A 23,713-nucleotide genomic window follows, 5' to 3' on the forward strand; every position below is an offset into this window, starting at 1 on the left:
CCCCATGCGAATCCTGATCTCCGCCGACATCGAGGGCGTGGCCAACGTTTTCCACCCCGAGCAGACGCGCGCCGGCAACGGCGAATACGAACGCGCCCGCCGCTGGATGACTGCTGAAGCCGACGCTGCCGTGCGTGGCGCCTTCGAGGGCGGCGCCACGGAAGTGCTCGTCAACGATTCCCACGGCGGCTTCCGCAACCTCATCCCTGATTTGATTGACCCCCGTGCGCGCTTCGTGCTCGGCAAGCCGCGCTACCTCAGCATGATGGCCGGCGTGGACGGCTGCAACGCCGTCTGCATGATCGGCTACCACGCCCGTGCCGGCAGCCGTGGCGTGCTCGCGCACACGATCAACAGCTTTGCGTTCACCCGCGTTTGGTTCAACGAGCAGGAGCTGGGGGAGGCAGGCCTCTACGGCGCCCTGGCGGGCGAACGCGGTGTGCCGGTCGCCGTCGCCAGTGGTGACGACGTCTTCATCAAAGAGACCAAGCCGCTGTTGCCGCACACCACGTTTGTCGAAACCAAGCAGGCCGAAGGGCAGAACACAGGGACGTCGCTTTCGCCCGAACAGTCCTGCGAGGCGATCTATGCAGCCGTGAAGGCCACCGTGCAACGTGGGCACTTCAGCATGCCGCTGCGCATCCAGGCCCCGATCGTGTGCCGTCTGCAAACGCAAACGCCCGCACTGGCCGATCTGTTTTGCCAATGGCCCGCACTGGAGCGCGTGGATGGGACGATGCTGCGTTTCGCAGCAGATTCGGTTGAGCACGCCGTGCGCATGCTCAATAGCCTCTCCGCCATGTCCGCGATGCTCCGCTAACGAGCAAGACCAAGCGCCAACAAGTGCTCCCAGACGGTTTGGCAGTTCCTGCCCTGGATGGCGCCTTGCTTTGCCTACCTTTTTGGCAAGTCAAAGAAAGTAGGTCGGCCCCGGCAGGGGGCGAAACCGGGATGGACCAAAAACGCGTACCCAAGCGTAAACTTCAGGATATCGAACCCCGAAGGAGCTCCCCATGACCCGCGCACTCACACTCCTCACGCTGCTGTGTGCGCTAGCACTGACGGTAACGGCCTGCGACCGCCGCCCATCCCCATCCAACCCGCCCACTCCGCAAACGTCAAAAGCCGAAAGAGCCGCTGCCGCGCTAGCCCTGGCCGCCGCAGATTTCAAGTGCCCGTCGCCATCAGCCCGCTTCATGATCGACGACGGCACGAACCGCGGCCCCAAGCAACCTGTGCGCACCAACTGCACCACCGCCTACGCTACCTGCGACGCCCAGTCGCAGGCCGTCTTCGACCACTGCCCGAGCGGCCAGGTGTTCGACAAACGTTTCGGTATTTGCGTCGTGAAAGACGCGTGTGACGAGGTGACGTCCTGAGTTTCCAACCCCACACGTCGGGTCCGGAACGTCATTGATGGGGTTCAGAACTGCAACCGCCGCGTTCCGAACCGCGCACTCGGTGTTCATGAACGCCAACTGCCGGGTTCAGAACTTCAATGATGGGGTTCCGAAGCCGCGAAAAGGGGTTCAAAACATCACCCACGGAGTCGGGAACCGCAAGTGAGCGGTCCCGAACGCCGAACGTTGCGTTCCGGAACCCTGAATGCGGTGTTCAGAACGCCACGCCGTGCGCTTTCTACTGCGTTTTCTATTGCGTTAGAGAGCTTCGCGCGTAACCAGGAACACCTGATCTTCCCCCGCACTGGTCGGTAGCCAGACCAGATCAAGATCCGGGAACGCGGCTTCCACGTTCTCGCGCTCGTTGCCGATCTCCACCACCAGCACACCATGCGGCTTCAGATGACGCGGTGCGTCGGCCAGGATACGGCGCACGATGTCCATGCCGTCGGCACCACCGGCCAGGGCCATGTGCGGCTCGGCACGGTACTCGGGCGGCAGCGCCTGCATCGATGTTTCGTTCACATACGGCGGGTTCGTCAGGATCACGTCGTAGTGCACGCCGGGGGGCAGCGGCGCGTACAGGTCGCCCTCGTGCAAGCGGATGCGATCTTCCAGCTTGTAATCGTCGACGTTGCGGTTGGCCACCACCAGCGCATCGGGCGAGAGGTCTACCGCATCGATCGTTGCATCGGGCCATTGCAGCGCGGCCAGGATCGACAGGCAGCCGGAACCGGTGCACAGCTCCAGCACGTCGGTCGGGCCGTCTTCCTGATCGAGCCACGGTTCCAGCCCGTCTTCCAGCAATTCGCCGATGAAGCTGCGCGGCACGATCACGCGCTCGTCAACGTAGAAGCGCATGCCGTGCATGAACGCCTCGTGCGTGATGTAGGCGGCGGGCACGCGGTCGACGGCGCGGCGTTCGATCACTTTCAGCACGGCGGCCACTTCTTCGGGCAGCAGGCGGGCGTCCATGAACGGCTCCAGCGTGTCGATGGGCAGGTGCAGCGTGTGCAGGATCAGGTAGGCGGCTTCGTCGTAGGCGTTCTCGCTGCCGTGGCCGAAGACGAGGCCGGCAGCGGTGAAGCGCGACACGGCGTAGCGCAGCAGGTCGCGCACCGTGGTGAACGGGTGGGAGGTGGGGAGTGTCGGCATGGTCAACGTTGTTTCTTGTGTTGTGCGTACGCGGTTGGGTTTTACCTTGGTGGTGCGTTCCCGGTTTCGTCCCCTGCCGGGGCCGACTCACTTTCTTTGTCTTGCCAAAGAAAGTAAGCAAAGAAAGGCGCGCCCGAGATGGCGACCCATCCCTTGAATTTCTGTTGCAGGGAGGGGAAGGGGAAAACTCGCTGCGCTCAGACAGTTCCCCTTCCTTTTTCCTCCCTGCAACAGAAATTCAAGGCGCCATCTAGGGCCAGGGTAAGGCCAAACAGTCTGAAAGTACGTGTTGGCGCCACGATAACTCTGGTTGGCGTGAGTTAGGCAACCAGCGTTTCCAGTACGCGGCGATACACGTTCTTCAGCGGCTCGATAAAGGCCACTTCGACGTGCTCGTCGATCTTGTGGATGCTCGCGTTCGGTGGGCCGAACTCGATCACCTGTGGGCAAATCTTGGCGATGAAGCGGCCGTCGGACGTGCCGCCGGTGGTCGACAGCTCGGTGGTCACGCCGCACTCGGCCTGGATGGCGGAGGAGAGCGCCGCCGACAAATCGCCGCGCTCGGTCAGGAAGGGCTCGCCGCCCAGCGTCCAGTCGAGCGTGTAGTCGATGCCGTGCGCATCGAGGATGCTGTGCACGCGTGCCTTCAGGTCGTCCGGCGTGCTCGCGGTCGAGAAGCGGAAGTTGAAGTCGATGGTGACGTGGCCCGGGATCACGTTGGTCGCTCCCGTGCCGCCGTGGATGTTCGACATCTGCCACGTGGTCGGCGGGAAGTAGGCGTTGCCGTCGTCCCACTTGGCGGCAGCGAGTTCCGCCAGTGCCGGGGCGGCCAGGTGGATCGGGTTCTTGGCCAGGTGCGGATAGGCGATGTGGCCTTGCACGCCGTTGATCGTGAGCTTGCCCGACAGCGAACCACGTCGCCCGTTCTTCACCATGTCGCCGAGGGTGGACACCGAAGTCGGCTCACCCACCACGCAGTAGTCCAGGCGCTCGCCGCGTGCGCGCAGCAGGTCGCACACCTTGACGGTGCCGTCGTGCGCCGGGCCTTCTTCGTCGCTGGTGATGAGGAAGCCGATGGAGCCGGCGTGGTCCGGGTGCTTGGCGATGAATTCTTCCGATGCCACCACGAACCCGGCGATGGACGTCTTCATGTCTGCCGCGCCGCGGGCGTAGAGCTTGCCGTCGCGGTGCGTAGGTTCGAACGGGTCGGAGTGCCATTGCTCCACGGGGCCGGTGGGCACCACATCAGTGTGGCCCGCGAAGACGAGCAGCTTGCCATCGGTGCCCGCGCGGCCGCGCTTGACAGCCCACAGGTTGGTCACGCGAAAGTTGTCCGGGCCGCTGACCACGGTTTCGCACGTAAAGCCGGCGGCGGTGAGGCGTTCGATCAGCACGTCCTGGCAGCCCTTGTCTTCGGGCGTGACGGAGCGGCGGCGGATCAGGTCTTCAGTGAGGGCAAGCGTGGGCTGCATGGCGGTGACGGTGTTGTCGTTATCGTTATTGTTAGAAGAGGGTGGCGTACTGGTCCGCCGAGAAGCCGACGTTGACGGCCTTGTCGTGCACCAGCACCGGCCGCTTGATGAGCGACGGGTTGGCCTGCATCAGCGCAATCGCACCGGCTTGGTCTTCGGCACGCGCGCGGTCGGCATCCGACAACGCACGCCACGTGGTGCCCTTGCGGTTGAGCAGCGTGGTGAGCGGCACGTGCTTGAGCCAGCCGGCCAGCATGTCGGCGCTCACGCCCTGTTTCTTGAAATCGTGGAAGGTGTAGGCAACGCCGTTCGATTCGAGCCACGTGCGGGCTTTCTTCACGGTGTCGCAATTGGGAATGCCGTGCAGGGTCGTCATGGTGGGATTGGCGATCAGTGTCGAGAGGCTTGCAGGGCAAAGGCGAGGGCGACAACCGCCAGCGCAAAGCCGATGGACGCCAACCACGTCATGCGTTTGAGGCGGCGTTCGAGTCGCGCAGCCTCATCGCGCAAGGCGTCGATGGTGATGGCGTGCTGCTCGGCCAGCAGCTTGACGGATTCGGCTTGCTGCAGGATCGCCGCTTCCAGCTCGGCGATGCGGGTGTTCGGGTCGGGCGCAGCACCATCCGCACGTGCGGGTTCAGTGCCGGCCTTCTTGCGGTTCTTGAACTTGTCGATCGTCTTGTTGGCCTGCTCCAGGATGGTGGGCAGCAAAGACAAGACAGTGCCGATGGTGTTCGGATCAAGACCCATGATGCGTTGGCGCAGTTTGCCGAGTTTTTCAGACATGCTGCGTTCAGATTGGTTGGCGTGCCGGTGAGACTACACGACACGCCAGCCGTTCCGATTTAGTCGCCGCGCAGCAGCTCGTTCAGGCCAACCTTGGCGCGCGTCTTGGCGTCGACCTTCTTGACGATCACGGCGCAGTACAGGCTGTGCGTGCCGTCCTTGCTCGGCAGGTTGCCCGCCACCACCACCGAGCCCGCGGGGATGCGGCCGTAGCTGACTTCACCGGTTTCGCGGTCGTAGATTTTGGTGCTCTGGCCCAGGTACACGCCCATCGAGATCACCGAGTTTTCTTCAACGATCACGCCTTCCACCACTTCCGAACGCGCGCCGATAAAGCAGTTGTCTTCAATGATGACCGGGTTGGCCTGCAGCGGCTCCAGCACGCCGCCGATGCCCACACCGCCCGACAGGTGCACGTTCTTGCCGATCTGCGCGCACGAACCGACAGTGGCCCAGGTATCGACCATCGTGCCTTCATCCACATAGGCGCCGATGTTCACGTACGACGGCATCAGCACGGCGTTCTTGGCGATGAACGAGCCACGGCGCGCCACAGCCGGCGGCACCACGCGGAAGCCGCCATTGGCGAAGTCTTCGGCCGTGTAGTTGGCGAACTTGCTCGGCACCTTGTCGTAAAACTGCGTGAAGCCGCCAGCAGCCATCGGGGCGTTGTCTTCCAGGCGGAACGACAGCAGCACGGCCTTCTTGATCCACTGGTTGACGATCCACTCGCCATCCTTCTTTTCAGCCACGCGCAGCGCGCCACGATCGAGCTGGCCGATCACGTTGGCGACGGCTTCGCGGACATCGGCCGGAGCGGCCTTGGGCGACAGGTTGGCGCGGTCTTCCCACGCTTGATCGATCAGGGATTGCAGTTGTTGCGTCATGGTTCTTTTGGCTCTCGGAGAGGGAACAGAAGAGAAAAAATACGGATCAGCGTTGCTGGCAGAACTCAACGATGCGGCGCGCGCCTTCCAGACATTCGTCCACGCCAGCCACCAGGGCGATGCGCACGTAGTCCTGGCCGGGGTTCGTGCCGTGCGCTTCGCGGGCGAGGTAGCTGCCCGGCAGCACGGCGACGTTCTTGGCTGCGAGCAGTTGGCGTGCGAATTCGGTGTCCGACAGGCCCGTGCGCTTGACGTTGGCCCACAGGTAGAAGGCCGCGTCGGGCAGGGCCACGTCCAGCACCTCAGCCAGCATCGGGGTGACTTGCCGGAACTTCTTGACGTACTGCGCGCGGTTGTCGCGCACGTGCGTTTCGTCATTCCACGCAGCGATGCTAGCGGATTGCACCGACGGGCTCATCGCGCTGCCGTGATACGTGCGATACAGCAGATACGCCTTGAGCAGCTTGGCGTCACCCGCCACGAAGCCGGAACGCATGCCCGGCACGTTGGAGCGCTTGGACAAGCTGGAGAACATCACCAGCCGATCAAAGCCACGGCCCAGTTGGTGCGCGGCCTGCAGCGCGCCGAGCGGCGGGTTGGCCTCGTCGAAATAGATTTCGGAATAGCACTCGTCCGACGCGATGATGAAGCCGTATTCGTCCGACAGCGCGAAGAGTTGCTTCCAGTCTTCGAGCGTGAGCACGGCACCGGTCGGGTTGCCCGGGCTGCACACGAAGACGAGTTGTACGTTGCGCCACTCGTCGGGCGTGATTGCCGCGAAGTCAGGCGCGTAGTTGCGTGCCGGGTTGCTGTTGGCGAACAGCGGCTGCGCACCGGCCAGCAGGGCCGAGCCTTCGTAGATCTGATAGAACGGGTTCGGGCAGAGCACGCGAGCGCCGGGCTTGCTGCCGTCGATGACGGTCTGCGCGAATGAGAACAGCGCCTCGCGCGAGCCGTTGACGGGCAGCACTTCGGTGGCCGGATCGACCTTGGGCAGGCCGTAGCGGCGCTCCAGCCATGCAGCGATGCACTGTCGCAGTGCATCGGAACCGATCGTCGTGGGATAATTCGCCAGCCCGCCGAGCGCGGCCGTCAGCGCATCTTTTACCAATGCCGGTGTCGGGTGCTTGGGCTCGCCGATGCCGAAGCTGATGGGGGTATGCGCGGGGCTGGGCGTCACGTCCTTGACGAGCGCTTTCAGTTTCTCGAACGGATACGGCTGCAGGGCGGACAGGCGCGGATTCACGGTGTTGGGCTGCTGTGTTGGGCTGGTCAGCGGGCAAGCCAGGCGCTTGCCGGGAAGCCCGAAATTATACGGCCAACGTGGGTTGGCCGCCCCAGGACATTGCAGGAAGCGGCGGATTCCCGCCGTTTTTTATTGATCACATGACAACGATTGCTTCTTCGGCGTCCTCAGCGGACAGCGCCACCCACCAAGAGCCGCAATGGGCGGCTGCGCTGTTCATCCTGTTGGGCGCCTCGGTCTGGGGCATTTCCTGGTATCCGTACCGCCTGCTGGCCGGCTGGGGGCTTGGCAGCATGCTGGCGTCGTCGATGACGGGGGCGGCGGCTGCTGTACTGGCCGCCGTGGTGCTGCGTCGGCACTTTCCGACATTCCAGTGGTCGTGGGTGATCCCGGCGCTCGGGATTGCAGCGGGCATCACCAATGCCGGTTTCGTTTGGGGCACAGTGCACGGCACGGTGATGCGCGTACTGCTCCTGTTTTATCTCACCCCCGTGTGGACAGCGCTGCTGGCGCGCTTGTGGTTGCACGAGCGGCTGGGCTGGCGCGGCGGTGTACTGCTCGCGCTGGCGCTCTCGGGTGCGGTGATGATGCTGTGGTCGGGCGAGGCCGGTACGCCATGGCCGGGTTCCGCAGCGGAATGGGCGGGGCTGATCGCAGGGCTCGCTTTTGCATGCAACAACGTGCTGTCACGCTTGGCCGGGCAGCGTCATCCGACCATGCGGCCGGAGATGCGCACGGTGGTCGTCTTCACCGGCTGTGCGTTGGTGGGCTTTCCGGCCGCGCTACTGTTCGACGGCGTGCACGCGGTGCCGGCGGCTCTTTCGCAAGGCGGTACGTGGCTGTTGCTGGCGGGCATGGCGTGTGTGCTGGTATGCGGCAATGCGATGGTGCAGCGCGGCCTGCAACGGCTGCCGGCCAACCGCGCGGCATTGCTGATGCTGTTTGAGATTGTGGTGGCGGCCGTGTCGTCAGCGCTGCTCACGGCGGAGCGCTTGTCCGCGCAGGAAATGGCGGGTGGCGCGTGCATCATCCTGGCGGGTGCGCTGTCGGGGCTGTCGCGGCGCAATTAGGCGGCCGGCGTTTCGCAAACCAACCGAGGGGTAGCCGATGTTGCTTCGTTCGATTTCCATGGCGCTAACGGTTGCACTGTCGATGGCCGCTGCGGCCGCGCAAGCCGCGGCTACGGAGACCGGCCCCGTGTATGGCCCACGCCTGGAGGGCTTCGAGTACCCGGCCCCGGTCAAGCTCTTCAAGTTCGAATCGCAGGGCAGTGCGCTGGAAATGGCGTATCTGGACGTCGCGCCCAGGCAGCCCAACGGCCAGGTGGCGGTGTTGCTGCACGGCAAGAACTTCTGCGCGGCCACGTGGGAAGGCACGATCCAGGCGCTAACCGGCGCCGGCTACCGCGTGATCGCGCCGGACCAGATCGGCTTCTGTAAGTCGAGCAAGCCGCGTGCGTACCAGTACACCTTCCAGCAACTGGCTCACAACACGCATGCGCTGCTGGCCTCTTTGGGTATCGGGCAGGCCATCATGATCGGCCACTCGACGGGGGGCATGCTGGCCACCCGCTATGCGCTGATGTATCCGACGGAGGTTTCGCGGCTGGTGATGATTAACCCGATCGGCCTGGAGGACTGGAAAGCCAAGGGCGTGCCGTCGATGACTGTCGACCAGTGGTTCTCGCGCGAGAAGCAAACCACCGCCGAGCGCATCCGTGTCTATGAGCAGTCCACGTACTACGCAGGCCAATGGCGCGCGGAATACGAGCCGTGGGTGCAGATGCTGGCCGGCATGTATCGCGGCCCGGAGCGCGATCTGGTGGCGTGGAATTCGGCGCTGCTGTACGACATGATCTACACGCAGCCGGTCGTCTATGAGTTCGGCCAGTTGCGCCCCGCAACGCTTCTGCTCATCGGCCAGAAAGACACCACCGCCATCGGCAAGGACGCCGCACCGCCGCAAGCGCGTGCCCAACTTGGCCACTACCCCGAACTCGGGCGGGCAGCCGCAAAGGCCATTCCGCGTGCAACGTTGGTGGAACTTCCGAATGCGGGCCATGCGCCACAAATTCAGGATCCTGATGCGCTGCACAATGCACTGCTAGATTGGCTCGCCAGTCCGGAACGTTCGCGCACACGCCGCCCAGACTGACGCTGTTTGTCATGAAGGTGAAACTGCTGATAAATCCGCGGTAATTGTGCTGTCTATGCTGCAAATTTCGTCCATTTTTGTATCGATTTGATTGGCGGGAGCCCAGTGAGCGAATGGTATGATGACGCCATCCGCGCCCCTGGGGCGCGCCTTGCCAATCCGCGCCGCATCGCGCCGGTGTGACGACAAAGGCGCGTTCCTGGGGCGCCCGCTTTATCCCCTTTTCTGATCCCTTCGAGACGAACACAACGTGCGCCTCTCTTCGATCAAGCTCGCAGGCTTCAAGTCTTTCGTTGATCCGACCAATTTCCATGTTCCGGGCCAACTTGTCGGCATCGTCGGCCCGAACGGTTGCGGTAAATCCAACATCATCGATGCCGTGCGCTGGGTGCTCGGCGAGTCACGCGCTGCCGAGCTCCGTGGCGAATCGATGCAAGACGTCATCTTCAACGGTTCCACGCAACGCAAGCCGGCTGGCAGGGCCAGCGTCGAACTTGTATTCGACAACGCCGAAGGCCGTGCCGCCGGCCAGTGGAGCCAGTACGCTGAAGTCGCCGTCAAGCGTGTCCTGAGCCGCGACGGTACATCGTCGTACTTCATCAACAATCAGGCGGTGCGCCGCCGTGACATCCAGGACATCTTCCTCGGCACGGGCCTGGGGCCGCGTGCCTACGCCATCATCGGGCAGGGGATGATCTCGCGCATCATCGAGGCCAAGCCCGATGACATGCGCATCTTCCTGGAAGAGGCCGCGGGCGTGTCCAAGTACAAGGAACGCCGCCGCGAAACCGAAAACCGCCTCTCCGACACGCGCGAAAACCTCACCCGCGTGGAAGATATCCTGCGCGAGCTGGGCGCCAACCTCGAAAAGCTCGAAGGTCAGGCTGAAGTCGCGCAGCGCTTCCAGACCCTGCAGGCTGACGGTGAAGAGAAGCAACACCTGCTGTGGCTGTTGCGCAAGCGTGAAGCGCAAGGTGAACAGGAGCGCCATCAACGCGCCATTGAACAGGCGCAGATCGACCTTGAAGCGCAGACAGCGCAGTTGCGCCATATCGAGGCCGAACTCGAAACGATGCGCGTTGCGCATTACGCATCGTCCGATGCGATGCACGCCGCCCAGGGCGCGCTGTACGAGGCCAACTCCGAGGTCAGCCGCCTGGAAGCCGAGATCCGCTACGTGGTGGAGTCGCGCAACCGCATCCAGCAGCAGATCGCCACGCTGACAGCGCAGCAGGATCAATGGCACACGCAGGGCGATCAGGCGCAGGAAGATCTGGCCGCGGCCGAGGAAGAGCTCGCGATGGCCGAGGAGCGTGCCGCGCAAGCCGCCGAGGACGTCGCGCGCAAATCCGACGAACTGCCGGGCATGGAAGCGCAATGGCGCGACGCGCAGACCACGCTGAACGACCAGCGCGCTGCGATCCTGCAATCGGAACAGGCGCTCAAGCTCGAAGCCGCGCACCAGCGCAATGCTGATCAGGCCTTGCTGCAGCTTGAGCAGCGCCGCGAACGTCTGTCACAAGAGTCCAGCGGTCTCGACAAGCCGGACGACGTGCAGCTCGAAACGCTGCGCGCAGAACTGGCCGAACAGGAGGAGGTGCTGGCCGAAGCGCAGGCTGCGCTGGAAGACGCCGAGACGCAACTGCCGCAACTCGACGACGCACGCCGTGCCGCGCAAGACCGCGTGCAATCCGAAGCCGCCACCATTGCCAGCCTGGAAGCCCGTCTTGCCGCGCTCAAGCAACTGCAGGAGAACGTACAGACTGACGGCAAGGTCCAGCCGTGGCTGGCCAAGCATGAACTGAGCGAGCTGCCGCGCTTTTGGAAGAAGCTGCAGATCGAGCAGGGCTGGGAGCCCGCACTTGAAGCCGTGCTGCGCGAGAGGCTTGGCGCGCTGGAAGTCTCCAACCTCGACTGGATCAAGGCGTTTGCAGCCGATGCGCCGCCCGCCAAGCTGGCCTTCTATGCGCCGCCGCCGGCCGCGCGTCCGGTTGAGGTGCCAGCAGGGCTGCGTCCGCTGATGTCGCTGGTGCAGGTGACGGAGCCGGGCATTCGCGCCGTGCTGCAGGACTGGCTGGCCGACGTCTATATCGCCGACGACATGCAAGCTGCGCTCGCCGCACGCCAGACGCTGCCGGAAGGCGGTACGTTTGTCATCAAGGCGGGACACCTGGTTGGCCGATCATCGGTGCAGTTGTACGCGCCCGATTCCGAGCAGGCCGGCATGCTGGCCCGCGCGCAGGAGATCGAAAACCTGCACAAGCAGGTGCGTGCGCAGATGTTGCTGGCGGACGAAGCCAAGAGCGCTGCCGTGCGCGCCGAAGCGGCGTACAGCCAAGCCAGCCAAACGCTCACGCAATTGCGCGCCCGCGCTGAGCAGGCCACGCGCCGCGTGCATGTGCTGCAGATGGACGTGCTCAAGCTCTCACAGGCGATGGAGCGCTACAACGCGCGCAGTGGCCAGATCGACAGCGAGCTGGAAGAGATTCGTGCGCAGATCGAAGAGCAGCGTGCCATTCGTGCCGAATCTGAAGCGAACTTCGAGCAGCACGACGCAGCACTCGCTGACATGCAGGCGCGCTTTGAAGACAACCAACAGGCGTTTGAGGCGCTCGAAGTTCGCCTGAGCGATGCACGCAACGCCCTGCGCGACCAGGAGCGCGGCGCGCAGGAAGCGCACTTTGCCGAGCGCAACCTGCAGAACCGCATTGCAGAACTGAAGCGCAACATCCAGGTGGCGAGCGATCAGGCGCAGCAGATCGTGCTGACGCTGGAGAACGCGCGTGCCGAGCTGGAAACCATCAACGAGCAGACCGCTCACACCGGCCTGCAGGAAGCGCTGGAGCGCCGTGCCGAGAAGGAAGAAAAGCTCGGCCTGGCGCGCACGGAATTGGACGCGCTGTCCGCGCAACTGCGCGCGCATGATGAGCAACGCCTGACTGCCGAACGCGCCCAACAACCGCTGCGCGATCGCATTACCGAGCTGCAATTGAAGGAGCAGGCCGCACGCTTGAATCAGGAGCAGTTCACCGAGCAGCTCAGCGCCGCCAGCGTGGACGAAGCTGCATTGGCCGAACGCCTGACGGGCGATCTGAAGCCTTCGTACCTGCAGGGCGAAGTCACGCGCATCAACAACGCCATCAACGCGTTGGGCCCGGTCAACATGGCCGCGCTCGACGAGCTGGCCGCGGCGCGCGAGCGCAAGGGTTTCCTCGATGCGCAGTCGGCCGATTTGACTGACGCCATCACCACGCTGGAAGACGCTATCCGCAAGATCGACCAGGAAACGCGTGCGTTGCTGCAAGGCACGTTCGACCAGGTCAACTATCACTTTGGCGAGCTGTTCCCGACGCTGTTCGGTGGCGGTCAGGCCAAGCTGATGATGACTGGCGAAGAGATTCTCGATGCGGGCGTGCAGGTGATGGCGCAGCCGCCGGGCAAGAAGAACTCGACCATCCATCTGCTGTCGGGTGGCGAAAAAGCGCTGACTGCCATTGCACTGGTGTTTGCAATGTTCCAGTTGAACCCGGCTCCGTTCTGCTTGCTCGACGAGGTGGACGCGCCGCTGGATGACGCCAACACTGAACGCTACGCCAACATGGTCAAGCGCATGTCTGACAAGACCCAATTCGTTTTTATTTCTCACAACAAGATTGCGATGGAAATGGCACAACAGCTTATCGGTGTGACCATGCAGGAACAAGGTGTGTCCCGGATCGTGGCGGTGGATATGGATGCCGCGCTGACCATGGCGGAGGCTGCGTAAATGCAGGACAACAACCTGGTAATGGCGTTGCTGGGCGCCGGTGTGGTGTTTGTGCTGGTGATCGTGGCTTACAACCAGTGGCAGATCCGCAAGGCGCGCCGCCCCGAAGCCTACAACCCGCCCGTCGACGAGACCCCGCGCGGTGAGGGCTGGACTCAACGCGCCGAGCCCGCCTTGGGCGGCGAGCGCGATGAAACCAAGCGCGTTGAACCGCGTCTTGAGCCGGGTTTCTCGGCGAAGACACACACGCCTGCCACCGGCAGCGGCGAAACCGAAGCGGGCGTGATCGGCGCCGAACTCACGCCCTCAGGCGACGACACGGCGCTCGGAACCGCCGAGACCGAAACGGTTGCCGAACCCGCACCGGGTTCGCTGGAGCCGGCCAATGGCGTGATCGACCCGTTGATCGATTGCATCGTGCCGCTGCACCCGGATCGTGAAGTCTCGGGCGACCGCCTGCTGCCAGCGATGGCAAAGCTGCGCCGCGCGGGCACCAAGCAGATTCACGTGGAAGGTTTGAACCCGGCCGCCAACGCGTGGGAGGCCATCCGTGCCGGGCAGCGCTATCTTGACGTGCAAGTGGCGGTGCAACTCGCCAACCGCACGGGCCCGCTGAATGCGCTGGAGTTCTCGGAGTTCATCAACGCGATCGACCCGCTGTCCGAAGCGGCGGATGCCGTGCCCGAGCTGCCGGACATGAACGAGACGATTTCCAACGCACGCGAACTCGACGCGTTTGCCGCGGAATGCGACGCGCAACTGGGCGTGAGCGTCATCTCCGACGGGGCGCCGTGGTCGGCGGCGTATGTGCAGACCGTGGCCACGCAGGACGGCCTCGTGCTCTCGCGCGACGGCACGCGCTTCACGCGCTTCCATGCTGGCGCCGACGGTGTGCAGCGCGCGCTGTTCACACTGCAATTTGGCGACACCAATTTCCTGCGCGATGACCTGACCGTCAAGGCGGGCCGCCAGATCACGCTGCTGCTCGATGTGCCGGTGGCCGAAGAGCCGGGCAAGCCGTTCAAGCTGGTGTGCGAATACGCCTACACGCTGTCGCAACGCATGGGCGCACAGGTGGTGGATGACAACCTGCGTCCGCTGACGGAGCAATCGTTCGTTGCCATCCAGAAGCATCTGCGTGTGCTGTACGACAAGCTCGAATCGCGCGGCATTCCGGCCGGTTCCAGCACCGCGGTGCGCTTGTTCAGCCACTGACTGACCCTATGAGCAAGACTGCAGAACCCGCGTCCGGTCGGTTACCCAAAGACCGGCCCGAGACGCGGGCAGCCTGGTTGCGCGCCGAGCTGAACCGCTACGCCCGCGAGTACTACGTGCTCGACCAGCCCAGCGTGCCTGATGCTGAATATGACCGGCTCTACCGCGAGCTGGAAGCGCTGGAAGGCGAACACCCCGAACTGAAGACGCCCGACTCGCCAACGCTGCGAGTGGGCGGTGCGATCCTGCCTGAGTTCGCGCCGGTCAAGCATGTCATCCCCATGCTGTCGATCCGCACGGAGACCGACACCACCGCCAACGGTGCACGCGCATTCGATGCCAGCGTGCGCCGCGAGTTGGGCCTTGATGACACAGATCCGCCCGTTGAATACGCCGCTGAACTGAAGTTCGACGGCCTGGCAATCAGCCTGCGCTACGAGCGCGGCTACCTCGTGCAGGCCGCCACGCGCGGCGACGGTGCCACGGGCGAAGACGTCACGCAGAACATCCGCACGATCCGCCAGATTCCGCTGGGCGTGCAGGCCGTCGATGGCGTTGTGCCCGATGTGCTGGAAGTGCGCGGCGAGGTCTATATGCGCCGCGACGATTTCGAAAAGCTCAACGCCCGCCAGCGCGAGCGCGGGGACAAGACTTTCGTCAACCCGCGCAATACCGCTGCCGGCGCCGTGCGCCAGCTCGACCCCAAGATGGCTGCGGAGCGCCCGCTGTCCTTCTTCGCCTACGGTCTGGGCGAAGTGGTTGGCTGGAAGGGCATGCCCGACACGCATTCCGGCGTGCTCGACGCGCTGCAGGCGTTTGGTTTTCCGGTCAGCAAGGAACGCGCGGCGGTGAAGGGCGGCGATGGCCTCGTCGGATTCCATGACGCCATCGGCGCCAAGCGCGACAGCCTGCCGTTCGACATCGACGGCGTGGTCTACAAGGTCAACGCACTGGAGTTGCAGCGTGAGTTGGGCTTCCGCACGCGTGAACCGCGCTGGGCGGTGGCGCACAAGTATCCGGCACAAGAGGCACTGACCACCGTCGAGTCGATCGGCGTGCAGGTTGGTCGTACGGGCGCTATCACGCCGGTGGCGCGTCTGGTGCCGGTGTTCGTCGGTGGCGTGACGGTGACCAACGCGACGCTGCACAACGAAGACGAAGTCCGCCGCAAGGACGTGCGCGTGGGCGACACCGTGATCGTGCGCCGCGCGGGTGACGTGATCCCCGAGGTGGTCAGCGTCGTGCTGGATCGCCGGCCGATGGAAGACGTAGCCGGCAGCGATCTGTTCAATCCGCAACAGCAGCCGAAGTACCCGCCGTTCGAGCTGCCGAAGAACTGCCCGGTATGCGGCTCGCATGTCGTGCGCGAAGCGGGCGAAGCGGTGGCGCGCTGTTCGGGCGGGCTGTTCTGCTCGGCGCAGCGCAAGGAGGCAATCCGCCACTTTGCCGGCCGCCGCATGATGGATATCGAAGGCTTGGGCGAGCGTTACATTGACAACCTGGTCGAGCTCGATTACGTGCGCGGCATTGCCGATCTGTACAAGCTCAAGCTCGATGATTTCCTTGAGATGAAGCGCCGCGCCGATGAGCGCGACGGCGTGACCCCTGAGACTGTGGCCGCCGGCAAGATCGCCACCAAGTGGGCTGAAAACCTGCTGGAAGGCATTCAGGCCAGCAAGACGCCGGTGCTGGCGCGCTTCCTGTTTGCGTTGGGTATCCGCCACGTGGGCGAATCAACCGCCAAGACGCTTGCCGACTGGCTGGGCAGCCTGGCCATGATCCGGCGTGCGCCGGCGCCGCTGCTACTGGCGCTGCCGGATGTGGGCGCAACCGTGGCCGAAGCCATCGCCGATTTCTTTGCCGAACCGAAGAATCAGCAGGCGCTGGACGCGTTGCTCGAAGCCGGTGTCGCCCCGCAAGGCGAGCATGCGCCAAATGCAAAGCTGCGCGAGAAGCTGGAGCCGGTCGAGTTGTACGCCACGCTGGGTGTGCCCAAGTTGACCGCCACGCGCGCCAAGCAATTGGCCGTGGCCGTGCCAACGCTTGGTCAACTGGCTGGTGTGGAGGCTGACCAGTTGGCGGGCCTGCCCGCAGATGTGTCCGCATCGCTGCTCGAATGGTTGAGCTCGCATGACCATCGCGCGCAACTGGCGAAGCTCGACGCGCTGCGTGACGCGTTGCTCGCCGTCATGCCCGCGCACGCCGGCGAAGAGGGCGTGCTGGCCGGTAAGACCGTCGTTCTGACGGGCACATTGCCCAACCTGACGCGTGACGATGCCAAGGCCATGCTGGAAGCGGCGGGCGCCAAGGTATCGGGTTCGGTGTCGAAGAAAACCGACTACGTCGTCGCCGGGGAGGAGGCTGGCAGCAAGCTCGCCAAAGCGGAAGAACTGGGGGTGAAGGTTCTGGACGAAGCGGGTATGCTCGCGCTGTTAAAAAAAGCGGCGGGAGACCAGACATGATCCGAAACATCCTCAAAATGGGCGACAGCCGCTTGCTGCGCGTGGCCAAGCCGGTCGAACGTTTCCACACGCCCGAGCTGACTGCCCTGATCGAAGATATGTTCGACACCATGGATGCGGCACGCGGAGCGGGCTTGGCGGCCCCGCAGATCGGCGTGGATCTGCAAGTGGTCATCTTCGGGTTCGATCGCAACGACCGGTACCCGGATGCGCCTGCCGTGCCCAAGACGGTGTTGATCAATCCCACCATCGAGCCCCTGGGCGACGAGATGGAAGATGGCTGGGAGGGCTGCCTCTCGGTGCCCGGCCTGCGTGGCGTAGTGCCGCGCCACACACGCTTGCGCTATACCGGTTTCGATCAGCATGGCCACGCCATCGACCGCGTCGCCGAGGGCTTCCACGCTCGCGTTGTGCAGCATGAATGCGATCACCTGCACGGCGTGCTCTACCCCATGCGCGTGAAAGATTTCACCCGCTTCGGCTTTACCGAAGTGCTGTTCCCGGAATTGCCCGCCAATCACGACGATTGATCGGCACTGCGGGGGCGCCGCACCCGCGGGGGCGGGTGGGCGTGTGCTTCATCCACCACGGAGACGATATGAATCGCGATGGTTTGATGAGCTGGCGCCGGTTGGCGCTTGGGGTCGCTATGATGGCGATGCTGGGGTTGGCTGCATGCGCGGGGCCGCAGGCACCGGAAACGACCGCAGCCGCGCCGGCCGCCCAGAAGCCTCAGGGCCCGGTCTGGCAACGCGTGCGTCTGGGCGCCGATGCCGTGGCCTACGATTTCCCCGTCTACGCCAACCATCCGCTCGATGGCGATCTGAGCGGCATCCGCGAAGTCGTATTCATGCAGCACGGCCTGCAGCGCAATGGCAACGACTACTACACTGCTGGCGCCGATCTGCTTCAGGCCAGCGGCCGCAATCCCGACGAAGTCTTGCTGATTGCGCCGAACTTTCCCGGTACGCCCGATGAGGGTAAGGGTTTCGACGGTATGCCGGTATGGTCGGTGGATGGCTGGATCGGCGGTTTCAACGCTTCGAATGCGCCATACACAGGCCTGAGCTCGCTCAAGGTGCTGGATGATCTGATCGGCTACGTAACCGACCCGGCGCGTGCGCCCAACGTGAAGCGCGTTACCGTGGCAGGCCATTCGGGCGGCGGTCAGATCGTGCAACGCTACGCTGCGCTCAACAACGTGGACGAGGCCATTCGCGAGCGCGGCATCGACCTGCGCTACGTCATTGCCAACCCGTCGTCGTATCTGTACTTCACACCGGAGCGTCCGCACGGCAAGGGCTTCGCACGCTACAGCACCGGCATCTGCCCCGACTACGACCATTACAAGTACGGCATGGTCGACATGGTTCCGTATGCCGCCGGCAAGACTGGCCGACAACTGTTCAACCGCTTCGCGCAGCGCCACGTGACCTACCTGGCTGGCACGAGCGACAACGATCCGAACCACCGCGTGCTCGACAAGCTCTGCGGTGCCGAGGCCGAGGGCCCGACGCGCCTGGATCGCGCACGCAACTATTGGCGCTACGAGCACCACATGGCGGGGCGCAGGCGCGTCAACCATCAGGCGCACGAAGTGGTTGGCGTGGGCCACGATCAGGCAAAGATGTTCAGCTCGCGCTGCGGCGCGCAAGCCGTATTCGGCATGCCGGCATCGGCCAACACCACGGGTGCAGCCTGCCAGGCCCCGCATCTGTAATCTAAGCGGCAAGCACAAAAAAACCGGTCAGCGCGCAATGCGTTGACCGGTTTTTTTGTTGGGGGCAGGGCCTGCCTCAGAACTTCTCGAACGGCCCCAGGAAGCGCCACTGACCGACCGGCAGGTCGCCCAGCACGATGCTGCCCATGCGGATGCGCTTAAGGCCCACCACATCCAGACCCACCTGTTCGCACATGCGGCGGATCTGACGCTTCTTGCCTTCGCGCAGCACAAAGCGCAACTGCTCTTCGTTCTGCCAGCTCACCTTTGCGGGCTTGAGTTGTTCGCCATCGAGCGACAGGCCAAAGCGCAGCTTCTCCATCAGCTCTTCCGGGAAGACCTTGGAGATGTCGCGCTCAACCAGCCCATCCGGCGAATCCCACACCACACGCACCAGGTATTCCTTCTCAACGGTCGAATCCTCGCCGATCAGGTGGCGTGCCACGCGGCCGTCTTGCGTCAACACCAGCAAGCCGGTGGAGTCGATATCGAGTCGACCGGCGGGTGCCAATGCCTTGCGCTGCCACGGCGCAAAGCGCTTGCGCGTCGGGTCTGCCTCCCACTGGTTTTCCGGCACAAACAGCGAAACGGCCGGCTGGTAACCGTCTTCCGCCTGACCCGATACGTAGCCGACCGGCTTGTGCATCAGCACGGTCACGCGCTCGCCCTGCTCAGAGCGCGCCGACTGATGGATTTCGATGATCGCATCCGGTTTGACGCGTGAACCCAGTTCGGTGACCGGCTCGCCGTCCACCAGCACCCAGCCGCGCGGGATCCACTCATCGGCCTCGCGGCGCGAGCACAGACCCAGCTCGGACATGCGCTTGGACAGGCGTACCAGCCCGGCCGAGTCGGTTTGCGGCGCCTGGTGCGGTGCCTGCTCTTCGGCCCGGCGCGGAGCGCGTTCCTCGCGTTCACGCTCGGGCCGTTGCGGACGTGCAGGACGATCTTCGAAACGACGCGGTGGACGGTCGTTTTCAAAGCGTCGCGGCGGGCGTTCATCATCAAAGCGTCGCGGGGGGCGTTGGTCGCCATCACGACGCGGCGCGCGCTGATCGTCGCCATAGCGTCGCGGGCGCTCGTCATCGAAACGACGGGGCGGGCGCTGATCGTCGCCGAACCTGCGTGGCGGGCGTTCATCATCAAAGCGACGCGGAGGACGTTGGTCGCCGTCCCGACGCGGCGCGCGCTGATCGTCGCCATAGCGTCGCGGGCGCTCGTCGTCGAATCGACGCGGCGCGCGCTGATCGTCGCCGAACTTGCGTGGCGGACGCTCGTCATCGAAACGACGCGGAGGACGTTGGTCGCCATCCCGACGCGGCGCGCGCTGATCGTCGCCATAGCGGCGCGGACGCTCGTCGTCGAATCGGCGAGGCGGGCGCTGATCGTCGCCGAACCTGCGCGGTGGACGCTCATCGTCAAACCGGCGCGGCGGGCGGTCTTCGTCGAAACGGCGAGGCGGGCGATCTTCGAGGCGTCGTGGGGGGCGCTGATCGTCGTTGAATCGGCGTGGCGGGCGCTCGTCATCAAAGCGCCGGGGCGGGCGATCACCTTGCACGCGTCGCGGTTTGGCGTCGCGCGTTTGACCCTCATCGTCGCGGCGCGGCGGGCGTGCTGGGCGCGGCGGCTTACCGGCACCTTCCTCCGGCTTGGGGCGACGCTGCGATGGGCGCAGCGGCTGGCGTTCGCGGTTCAGGTCGGACGAGCGCAGTGGCTTGCCGGTCGAACGCACGGCATTGCCTTCGTCGTCGCGGCGCACGCCGAGCGTGGCGCGCTTGCCCGGACGGGTGGCGCGCTGAGTCGGGTCGCTGGCGCCGCGCTTGCCGTCGTCGCCGGGGAAATCATCGGAATCGGTAGTCATGAATCTAGACCGGTAAGGCTGGCGCTCAGATGGCGAGCGCATCAAGCAGCTCGCTTTCGAGTTCGAGCTGCAGTTTGTTGTCCTGGGTCAGGCGGGTGCCGTCGACCAGGAAGATGTCTTCCACGCGCTCGCCGAGCGTGTTGATGCGCGCGGTGTGTACCGACACGCGACGGTGTGCGAGCACGCGGGCAATGGCATAAAGCAGACCGGTGCGGTCTGTTGCAGAAATCGACAGCAGGTAATACTGGCCGCGCTCATCCGCCCGCAGATCGACGCGCGGCTTGATCGGGAAGCTGCGCGACTGGCGCGAGATGCGTCCGCGCGGCGGTTCGGGCAGGGCGGTTTCGCGCGAAATCTGCTCGGCCAGTTCGTGCTCGACCAGCGTGATGATGTCGCGGTAATGGCCGGGTTCCACCAGGCCGCTGCTTGGGTCGGCCACCTGGAAGGTGTCGAGCGCGTAGCCGTGCTTGGTGGTGTGGATCTTAGCGTCCAGAATCGTCAGGCTCTTGCGCTCGAAGTAGCCGCAGATACGCGCGAAAAGATCGGGCCGGTCGGGCGAGTACACCGCCACCTGCAAGCCGACGCCCGCTGGTGAGATACGCGCACGCACGATCGGGATCGTCGTGTCGACGCGGTTATAGAAGTGCCGCGTGAACCAGGCGATGTCGCGTGCGTCGTGGCGCAGGAACACGCCCACGTCGAGCTGCTTCCACAGCGCTGCGTGCGCGGTGTCATCCAGCGCGGCCAGGCGCAGCAGCGCGCGGGCCTCTTCCTTGCGGCCTTCGAGCACGGCGTGCGGATCGGTGGTGGCGCCGCCCAGTACACGTAGCGTCATGCGGTACAGGTCTTCAAGCAGCTTGCCCTTCCAGGCGTTCCACACCTTCGGGCTGGTACCGCGAATATCGGCGACCGTCAGCAGATACAGCGCGGTCAACCGACGTTCGGTGCTGACCAGATCGGCAAAGCGGCGAATGACCTCCGGATCGCCCAAGTCCTGCTTTTGCGCAACCTGGCTCATGGTCAGGTGGTGCTCGACCAGCCAGACGATGAGGTCGGCGTCTTCCTTTGCGATGCCGTGTTCCTTGCAGAAGCGCCGGGCGTCAGACATGCCGAGCACGGAGTGATCGCCGCCGCGGCCCTTCGCAATGTCGTGGAACAGCGCCGCCACGGTCAGTACCCACGGCTTGTCGAAGTTCGCCATCAATTGGCTGCAGAACGGGAACTCGTGCGTGTGCTCGACGATGGCAAAGCGCCGGATATTGCGCACCACCATCAGGATGTGCTGATCCACCGTGTAGACGTGGAACAGGTCGTGCTGCATCTGCCCGACTATGCGGCGAAAATTGACCAGGTAGCGGCCAAGGACGCTGGTCTGGTTCATCAGTCGCAGCGCGTGCGTAATGCCCTGCGGCTGTTGCAGGATCGAGAGGAAAAGCGCGCGATTGGACGGGTCCTTGCGCCACTTGGCGTCCATTAGCGTGCGGGCGTTGTAGAGCGCGCGAAGCGTGCTGGCCGCCAGGCCTTTGATGCCGCGCGTCTGTTCGTACAGCAGGAACGTTTCGAGAATCGCCGTCGGCTCGCGCTGGTAGAGATCGGCGTCTGCAATTTCGAGCATGCCTTGCCGCTCGACAAAGCGCTCGTTGATCTTGCGCGTGATATCCAGCTCGCTCGGGAACAGTCGCGCCTCGATGTTCTGCAGCACCACGGTGTTGAGCTGCGTGACCGCCTTGGCCACCCAGTAATAGCGGCGCATGAGCTGTTCGCTGGCACGCTTGGCGGCGGTCGGGCGGTAGCCGAAGGACTCCGCCAACTGTGTCTGCAGGTCAAAGACCAGTACGTCCTGGCGACGCCCCGCCAGCAGATGCAGGCGCGCCCGTACGGTCTTGAGCAGGCGCTCGTTGCTCACCAGTTCCTGTGCTTCACGGCGCGTGAGCAGGCCATTGGCAAGCAGCTCGTTCCAGCTCGAGCCAAAGCCCGCTGCGCGCGTCATCCACAGAATCACCTGCAGATCGCGCAGGCCACCGGGGCTTTCTTTGCAGTTCGGCTCGAGCGAGTAGGGCGTATCTTGGTACTTGGCGTGCCGCTGGCGCATTTCCAGCAGCTTCGACTGGAAGAAATCGGCGGCGTCCAGATGGCCCTGATAATGCGTCTCGAACGTGCGGTACAAGCCTTCATCGCCAGTCAGCAGACGCGCTTCCAGCAACGAGGTGCGCACCGTCACGTCCTGCCCGGCTTCCTTGATGCACTCGTCTACCGTGCGCACTGACGAGCCGATGTCCAGCCCCATGTCCCAGCAGCGGCCGATGAAGGCCTCCAGTCGAGCCTCCAGCGCTTTATCCGCGACGCGCGGCAGCAACAGGAGGATATCGACGTCGGAATGCGGAAACAGCTCACCGCGCCCGTAGCCGCCTACGGCGATCAGCGCGCAGTCGGCCGGCATCTGCTCTTCTTGCCAGAGCTGTACCAGCGCGCGGTCTACCGCACGGGCCAGCTTTGTCACCAGTTGCTGAACGTTGGCGTGCTGGTCGAACTGCGCGAACAGGTGCGTGCGCTCAGCCTTGAGGGCGTCGCGCGGATGGGCTTCTTCGGCAGGAGCGGCGGCGGAGTGCATGAGCGGAGCGTGAATGAAACAGCGACCGGAACGAGCCGGTCGCTGCAAGAGTTGAGCCGATGCAGGGCGAGATCGGAGCGACGTTGCCGCCGCTGCCTGTGCGGCTCGCCCGCGAGGATCAGGCCGTGGCCGGCGCGCCTTCGTGTACGAATTCCGGTGCCGGTGGCGTCAGCGCTGACACGGTCAGCACTTCGTGGCCGGTTTCCGTCACCAGAAGGGTGTGCTCCCACTGCGCCGACAGGCTGCGGTCGCGCGTCTTGACAGTCCACTGATCGGGCATCGTGCGGATGTCGCGCTTGCCCGCGTTGATCATCGGTTCGATCGTGAAGATCATGCCGGCCTTGAGTTCCATGCCGGTGCCCGGGCGGCCGTAATGCAGGATCTGCGGGTCAGCATGGAAGACCTTGCCGATGCCGTGGCCGCAGTATTCACGCACCACGCTGTAGCCAGCGGCTTCGGCATGCTGCTGAATCACATGGCCGATATCGCCGAGGCGAGCACCCGGGCGCACTGCGGCAATACCCTTCCACATGCACTCGAACGTCACTTGCGTCAGGCGTTTGGCCAGGATTGAGCCTTCCCCGACAATGAAGGTGCGGCTGGTGTCGCCGTAATAGCCTTCCTTGGTAATGACGGTGATATCCAGGTTGACGATGTCGCCATTCTTGAGCGCCTTGTCGCCCGGGATGCCGTGGCAGATCACGTCGTTGACCGACGTGCAGATCGCGCCAGGGAAGGGCGGGTAGCCAGGGGGCGCATAGTTCAGAGGCGCCGGTACGGTGCCTTGCACGTCACGCATGTAGGCATGGCACAACGCGTTCAGCTTGCCCGTGGTCACGCCGGGCGTCACAAACGGAGTGATGTAATCCAGAACTTCGGACGCAAGCCGGCAGGCTACGCGCATTTGCGCAATGTCTTCGGCGGTGTGAATGGTAACGGCCATGCTGTGACTCTTTCTGCACGCAAGCGCGCGAGGCG

At 64.3% G+C, this 23,713-nt stretch carries 18 protein-coding genes; 9 read left to right on the forward strand and 9 right to left on the reverse strand.

What is annotated here, in order from left to right; translation table 11 throughout:
* The first annotated feature begins 4 nt into the window (after positions 1-4).
* The gene (locus PSUB009319_RS04250) at positions 5-820 is read left to right on the forward strand and encodes a M55 family metallopeptidase (protein WP_124381002.1); all 816 of its coding nucleotides are present in this window, start codon (positions 5-7) and stop codon (positions 818-820) included.
* Positions 821-1,013: 193 nt separating this feature from the next.
* Positions 1,014-1,379, forward strand: a complete 366-nt coding sequence (locus tag PSUB009319_RS04255) for a chitin-binding domain-containing protein (RefSeq protein ID WP_124381003.1) — start codon at positions 1,014-1,016, stop codon at positions 1,377-1,379.
* Between the two features lie 279 nt (positions 1,380-1,658).
* Here PSUB009319_RS04255 and prmB read toward each other — a convergent pair whose 3' ends face one another.
* The 6 genes from prmB to dapC form a co-directional block, all read right to left on the reverse strand.
* A complete protein-coding gene (prmB, locus tag PSUB009319_RS04260) occupies positions 1,659-2,555 on the reverse strand; it encodes a 50S ribosomal protein L3 N(5)-glutamine methyltransferase (protein WP_185453411.1) in 897 nt (298 codons plus the stop codon).
* 320 nt (positions 2,556-2,875) lie between these two features.
* Positions 2,876-4,027 carry a succinyl-diaminopimelate desuccinylase gene (gene dapE / locus PSUB009319_RS04265; RefSeq protein WP_124381005.1) on the reverse strand — a complete coding sequence of 384 codons (1,152 nt, stop codon included), beginning with the start codon at positions 4,025-4,027 and terminating at the stop codon, positions 2,876-2,878.
* Positions 4,028-4,058: 31 nt separating this feature from the next.
* Positions 4,059-4,403: an ArsC family reductase gene (locus tag PSUB009319_RS04270; protein WP_124381006.1), complete on the reverse strand. Its 345-nt coding sequence runs from the start codon at positions 4,401-4,403 to the stop codon at positions 4,059-4,061.
* Between the two features lie 14 nt (positions 4,404-4,417).
* A complete protein-coding gene (locus PSUB009319_RS04275) occupies positions 4,418-4,813 on the reverse strand; it encodes a hypothetical protein (protein ID WP_124381007.1) in 396 nt (131 codons plus the stop codon).
* A gap of 59 nt (positions 4,814-4,872) precedes the next feature.
* On the reverse strand, positions 4,873-5,700 hold the full coding sequence (dapD, locus tag PSUB009319_RS04280; protein WP_124381008.1) for a 2,3,4,5-tetrahydropyridine-2,6-dicarboxylate N-succinyltransferase: 828 nt from the start codon (positions 5,698-5,700) through the stop codon (positions 4,873-4,875).
* A gap of 46 nt (positions 5,701-5,746) precedes the next feature.
* On the reverse strand, positions 5,747-6,946 hold the full coding sequence (dapC, locus tag PSUB009319_RS04285; RefSeq protein ID WP_124381009.1) for a succinyldiaminopimelate transaminase: 1,200 nt from the start codon (positions 6,944-6,946) through the stop codon (positions 5,747-5,749).
* Between the two features lie 149 nt (positions 6,947-7,095).
* Between dapC and PSUB009319_RS04290 the strand changes: the two genes are divergently transcribed.
* The 7 genes from PSUB009319_RS04290 to PSUB009319_RS04320 all read left to right on the forward strand — a co-directional run bounded on the left by PSUB009319_RS04290 (position 7,096) and on the right by PSUB009319_RS04320 (position 18,263).
* Positions 7,096-8,016 carry a DMT family transporter gene (locus PSUB009319_RS04290; protein WP_124381078.1) on the forward strand — a complete coding sequence of 307 codons (921 nt, stop codon included), beginning with the start codon at positions 7,096-7,098 and terminating at the stop codon, positions 8,014-8,016.
* A gap of 37 nt (positions 8,017-8,053) precedes the next feature.
* Positions 8,054-9,100 (forward strand): alpha/beta fold hydrolase, encoded by a 1,047-nt coding sequence (locus tag PSUB009319_RS04295; protein ID WP_124381010.1) that lies wholly within the window; start codon positions 8,054-8,056, stop codon positions 9,098-9,100.
* Positions 9,101-9,350: 250 nt separating this feature from the next.
* Complete coding sequence (gene smc, locus PSUB009319_RS04300) at positions 9,351-12,866, forward strand: chromosome segregation protein SMC (RefSeq protein ID WP_124381011.1); 3,516 nt, start codon at positions 9,351-9,353, stop codon at positions 12,864-12,866.
* Positions 12,867-14,081, forward strand: coding sequence for a cell division protein ZipA C-terminal FtsZ-binding domain-containing protein (locus tag PSUB009319_RS04305; RefSeq protein ID WP_124381012.1), 1,215 nt, complete (start codon positions 12,867-12,869; stop codon positions 14,079-14,081).
* 8 nt (positions 14,082-14,089) lie between these two features.
* Positions 14,090-16,543 carry an NAD-dependent DNA ligase LigA gene (ligA, locus tag PSUB009319_RS04310; protein ID WP_124381013.1) on the forward strand — a complete coding sequence of 818 codons (2,454 nt, stop codon included), beginning with the start codon at positions 14,090-14,092 and terminating at the stop codon, positions 16,541-16,543.
* Positions 16,540-17,073 carry a peptide deformylase gene (def, locus tag PSUB009319_RS04315; protein WP_124381014.1) on the forward strand — a complete coding sequence of 178 codons (534 nt, stop codon included), beginning with the start codon at positions 16,540-16,542 and terminating at the stop codon, positions 17,071-17,073. The genes ligA and def overlap by 4 nt, the downstream gene beginning before the upstream one ends.
* A gap of 68 nt (positions 17,074-17,141) precedes the next feature.
* Positions 17,142-18,263: a hypothetical protein gene (locus PSUB009319_RS04320; RefSeq protein WP_124381015.1), complete on the forward strand. Its 1,122-nt coding sequence runs from the start codon at positions 17,142-17,144 to the stop codon at positions 18,261-18,263.
* Between the two features lie 76 nt (positions 18,264-18,339).
* Here PSUB009319_RS04320 and PSUB009319_RS04325 read toward each other — a convergent pair whose 3' ends face one another.
* The 3 genes from PSUB009319_RS04325 to map form a co-directional block, all read right to left on the reverse strand.
* Positions 18,340-20,166 carry a pseudouridine synthase gene (locus PSUB009319_RS04325; RefSeq protein WP_124381016.1) on the reverse strand — a complete coding sequence of 609 codons (1,827 nt, stop codon included), beginning with the start codon at positions 20,164-20,166 and terminating at the stop codon, positions 18,340-18,342.
* The gene (locus tag PSUB009319_RS04330) at positions 20,150-22,735 is read right to left on the reverse strand and encodes a [protein-PII] uridylyltransferase (RefSeq protein WP_124381017.1); all 2,586 of its coding nucleotides are present in this window, start codon (positions 22,733-22,735) and stop codon (positions 20,150-20,152) included. The genes PSUB009319_RS04325 and PSUB009319_RS04330 overlap by 17 nt, the downstream gene beginning before the upstream one ends.
* A 118-nt stretch (positions 22,736-22,853) precedes the next feature.
* Positions 22,854-23,678: a type I methionyl aminopeptidase gene (map, locus tag PSUB009319_RS04335; protein WP_124381018.1), complete on the reverse strand. Its 825-nt coding sequence runs from the start codon at positions 23,676-23,678 to the stop codon at positions 22,854-22,856.
* Between the last annotated feature and the right edge of the window lie 35 nt (positions 23,679-23,713).

The sequence above is a fragment of the Ralstonia sp. SET104 genome (assembly GCF_003851545.1).
GTDB lineage: Bacteria > Pseudomonadota > Gammaproteobacteria > Burkholderiales > Burkholderiaceae > Ralstonia.

Bases quoted from the DNA above. Each gene is read 5' to 3' on its own strand.
- prmB (WP_185453411.1), bottom strand. From the start codon at position 2,555: ATGCCGACACTCCCCACCTCCCACCCGTTCACCACGGTGCGCGACCTG.
- def (WP_124381014.1), top strand. From the start codon at position 16,540: ATGATCCGAAACATCCTCAAAATGGGCGACAGCCGCTTGCTGCGCGTG.
- PSUB009319_RS04275 (WP_124381007.1), bottom strand. From the start codon at position 4,813: ATGTCTGAAAAACTCGGCAAACTGCGCCAACGCATCATGGGTCTTGAT.
- map (WP_124381018.1), bottom strand. From the start codon at position 23,678: ATGGCCGTTACCATTCACACCGCCGAAGACATTGCGCAAATGCGCGTA.
- PSUB009319_RS04330 (WP_124381017.1), bottom strand. From the start codon at position 22,735: ATGCACTCCGCCGCCGCTCCTGCCGAAGAAGCCCATCCGCGCGACGCC.
- PSUB009319_RS04270 (WP_124381006.1), bottom strand. From the start codon at position 4,403: ATGACGACCCTGCACGGCATTCCCAATTGCGACACCGTGAAGAAAGCC.
- ligA (WP_124381013.1), top strand. From the start codon at position 14,090: ATGAGCAAGACTGCAGAACCCGCGTCCGGTCGGTTACCCAAAGACCGG.
- PSUB009319_RS04320 (WP_124381015.1), top strand. From the start codon at position 17,142: ATGAATCGCGATGGTTTGATGAGCTGGCGCCGGTTGGCGCTTGGGGTC.
- PSUB009319_RS04325 (WP_124381016.1), bottom strand. From the start codon at position 20,166: ATGCGCTCGCCATCTGAGCGCCAGCCTTACCGGTCTAGATTCATGACT.
- PSUB009319_RS04305 (WP_124381012.1), top strand. From the start codon at position 12,867: ATGCAGGACAACAACCTGGTAATGGCGTTGCTGGGCGCCGGTGTGGTG.
- PSUB009319_RS04295 (WP_124381010.1), top strand. From the start codon at position 8,054: ATGTTGCTTCGTTCGATTTCCATGGCGCTAACGGTTGCACTGTCGATG.
- PSUB009319_RS04250 (WP_124381002.1), top strand. From the start codon at position 5: ATGCGAATCCTGATCTCCGCCGACATCGAGGGCGTGGCCAACGTTTTC.
- dapD (WP_124381008.1), bottom strand. From the start codon at position 5,700: ATGACGCAACAACTGCAATCCCTGATCGATCAAGCGTGGGAAGACCGC.
- PSUB009319_RS04255 (WP_124381003.1), top strand. From the start codon at position 1,014: ATGACCCGCGCACTCACACTCCTCACGCTGCTGTGTGCGCTAGCACTG.
- dapE (WP_124381005.1), bottom strand. From the start codon at position 4,027: ATGCAGCCCACGCTTGCCCTCACTGAAGACCTGATCCGCCGCCGCTCC.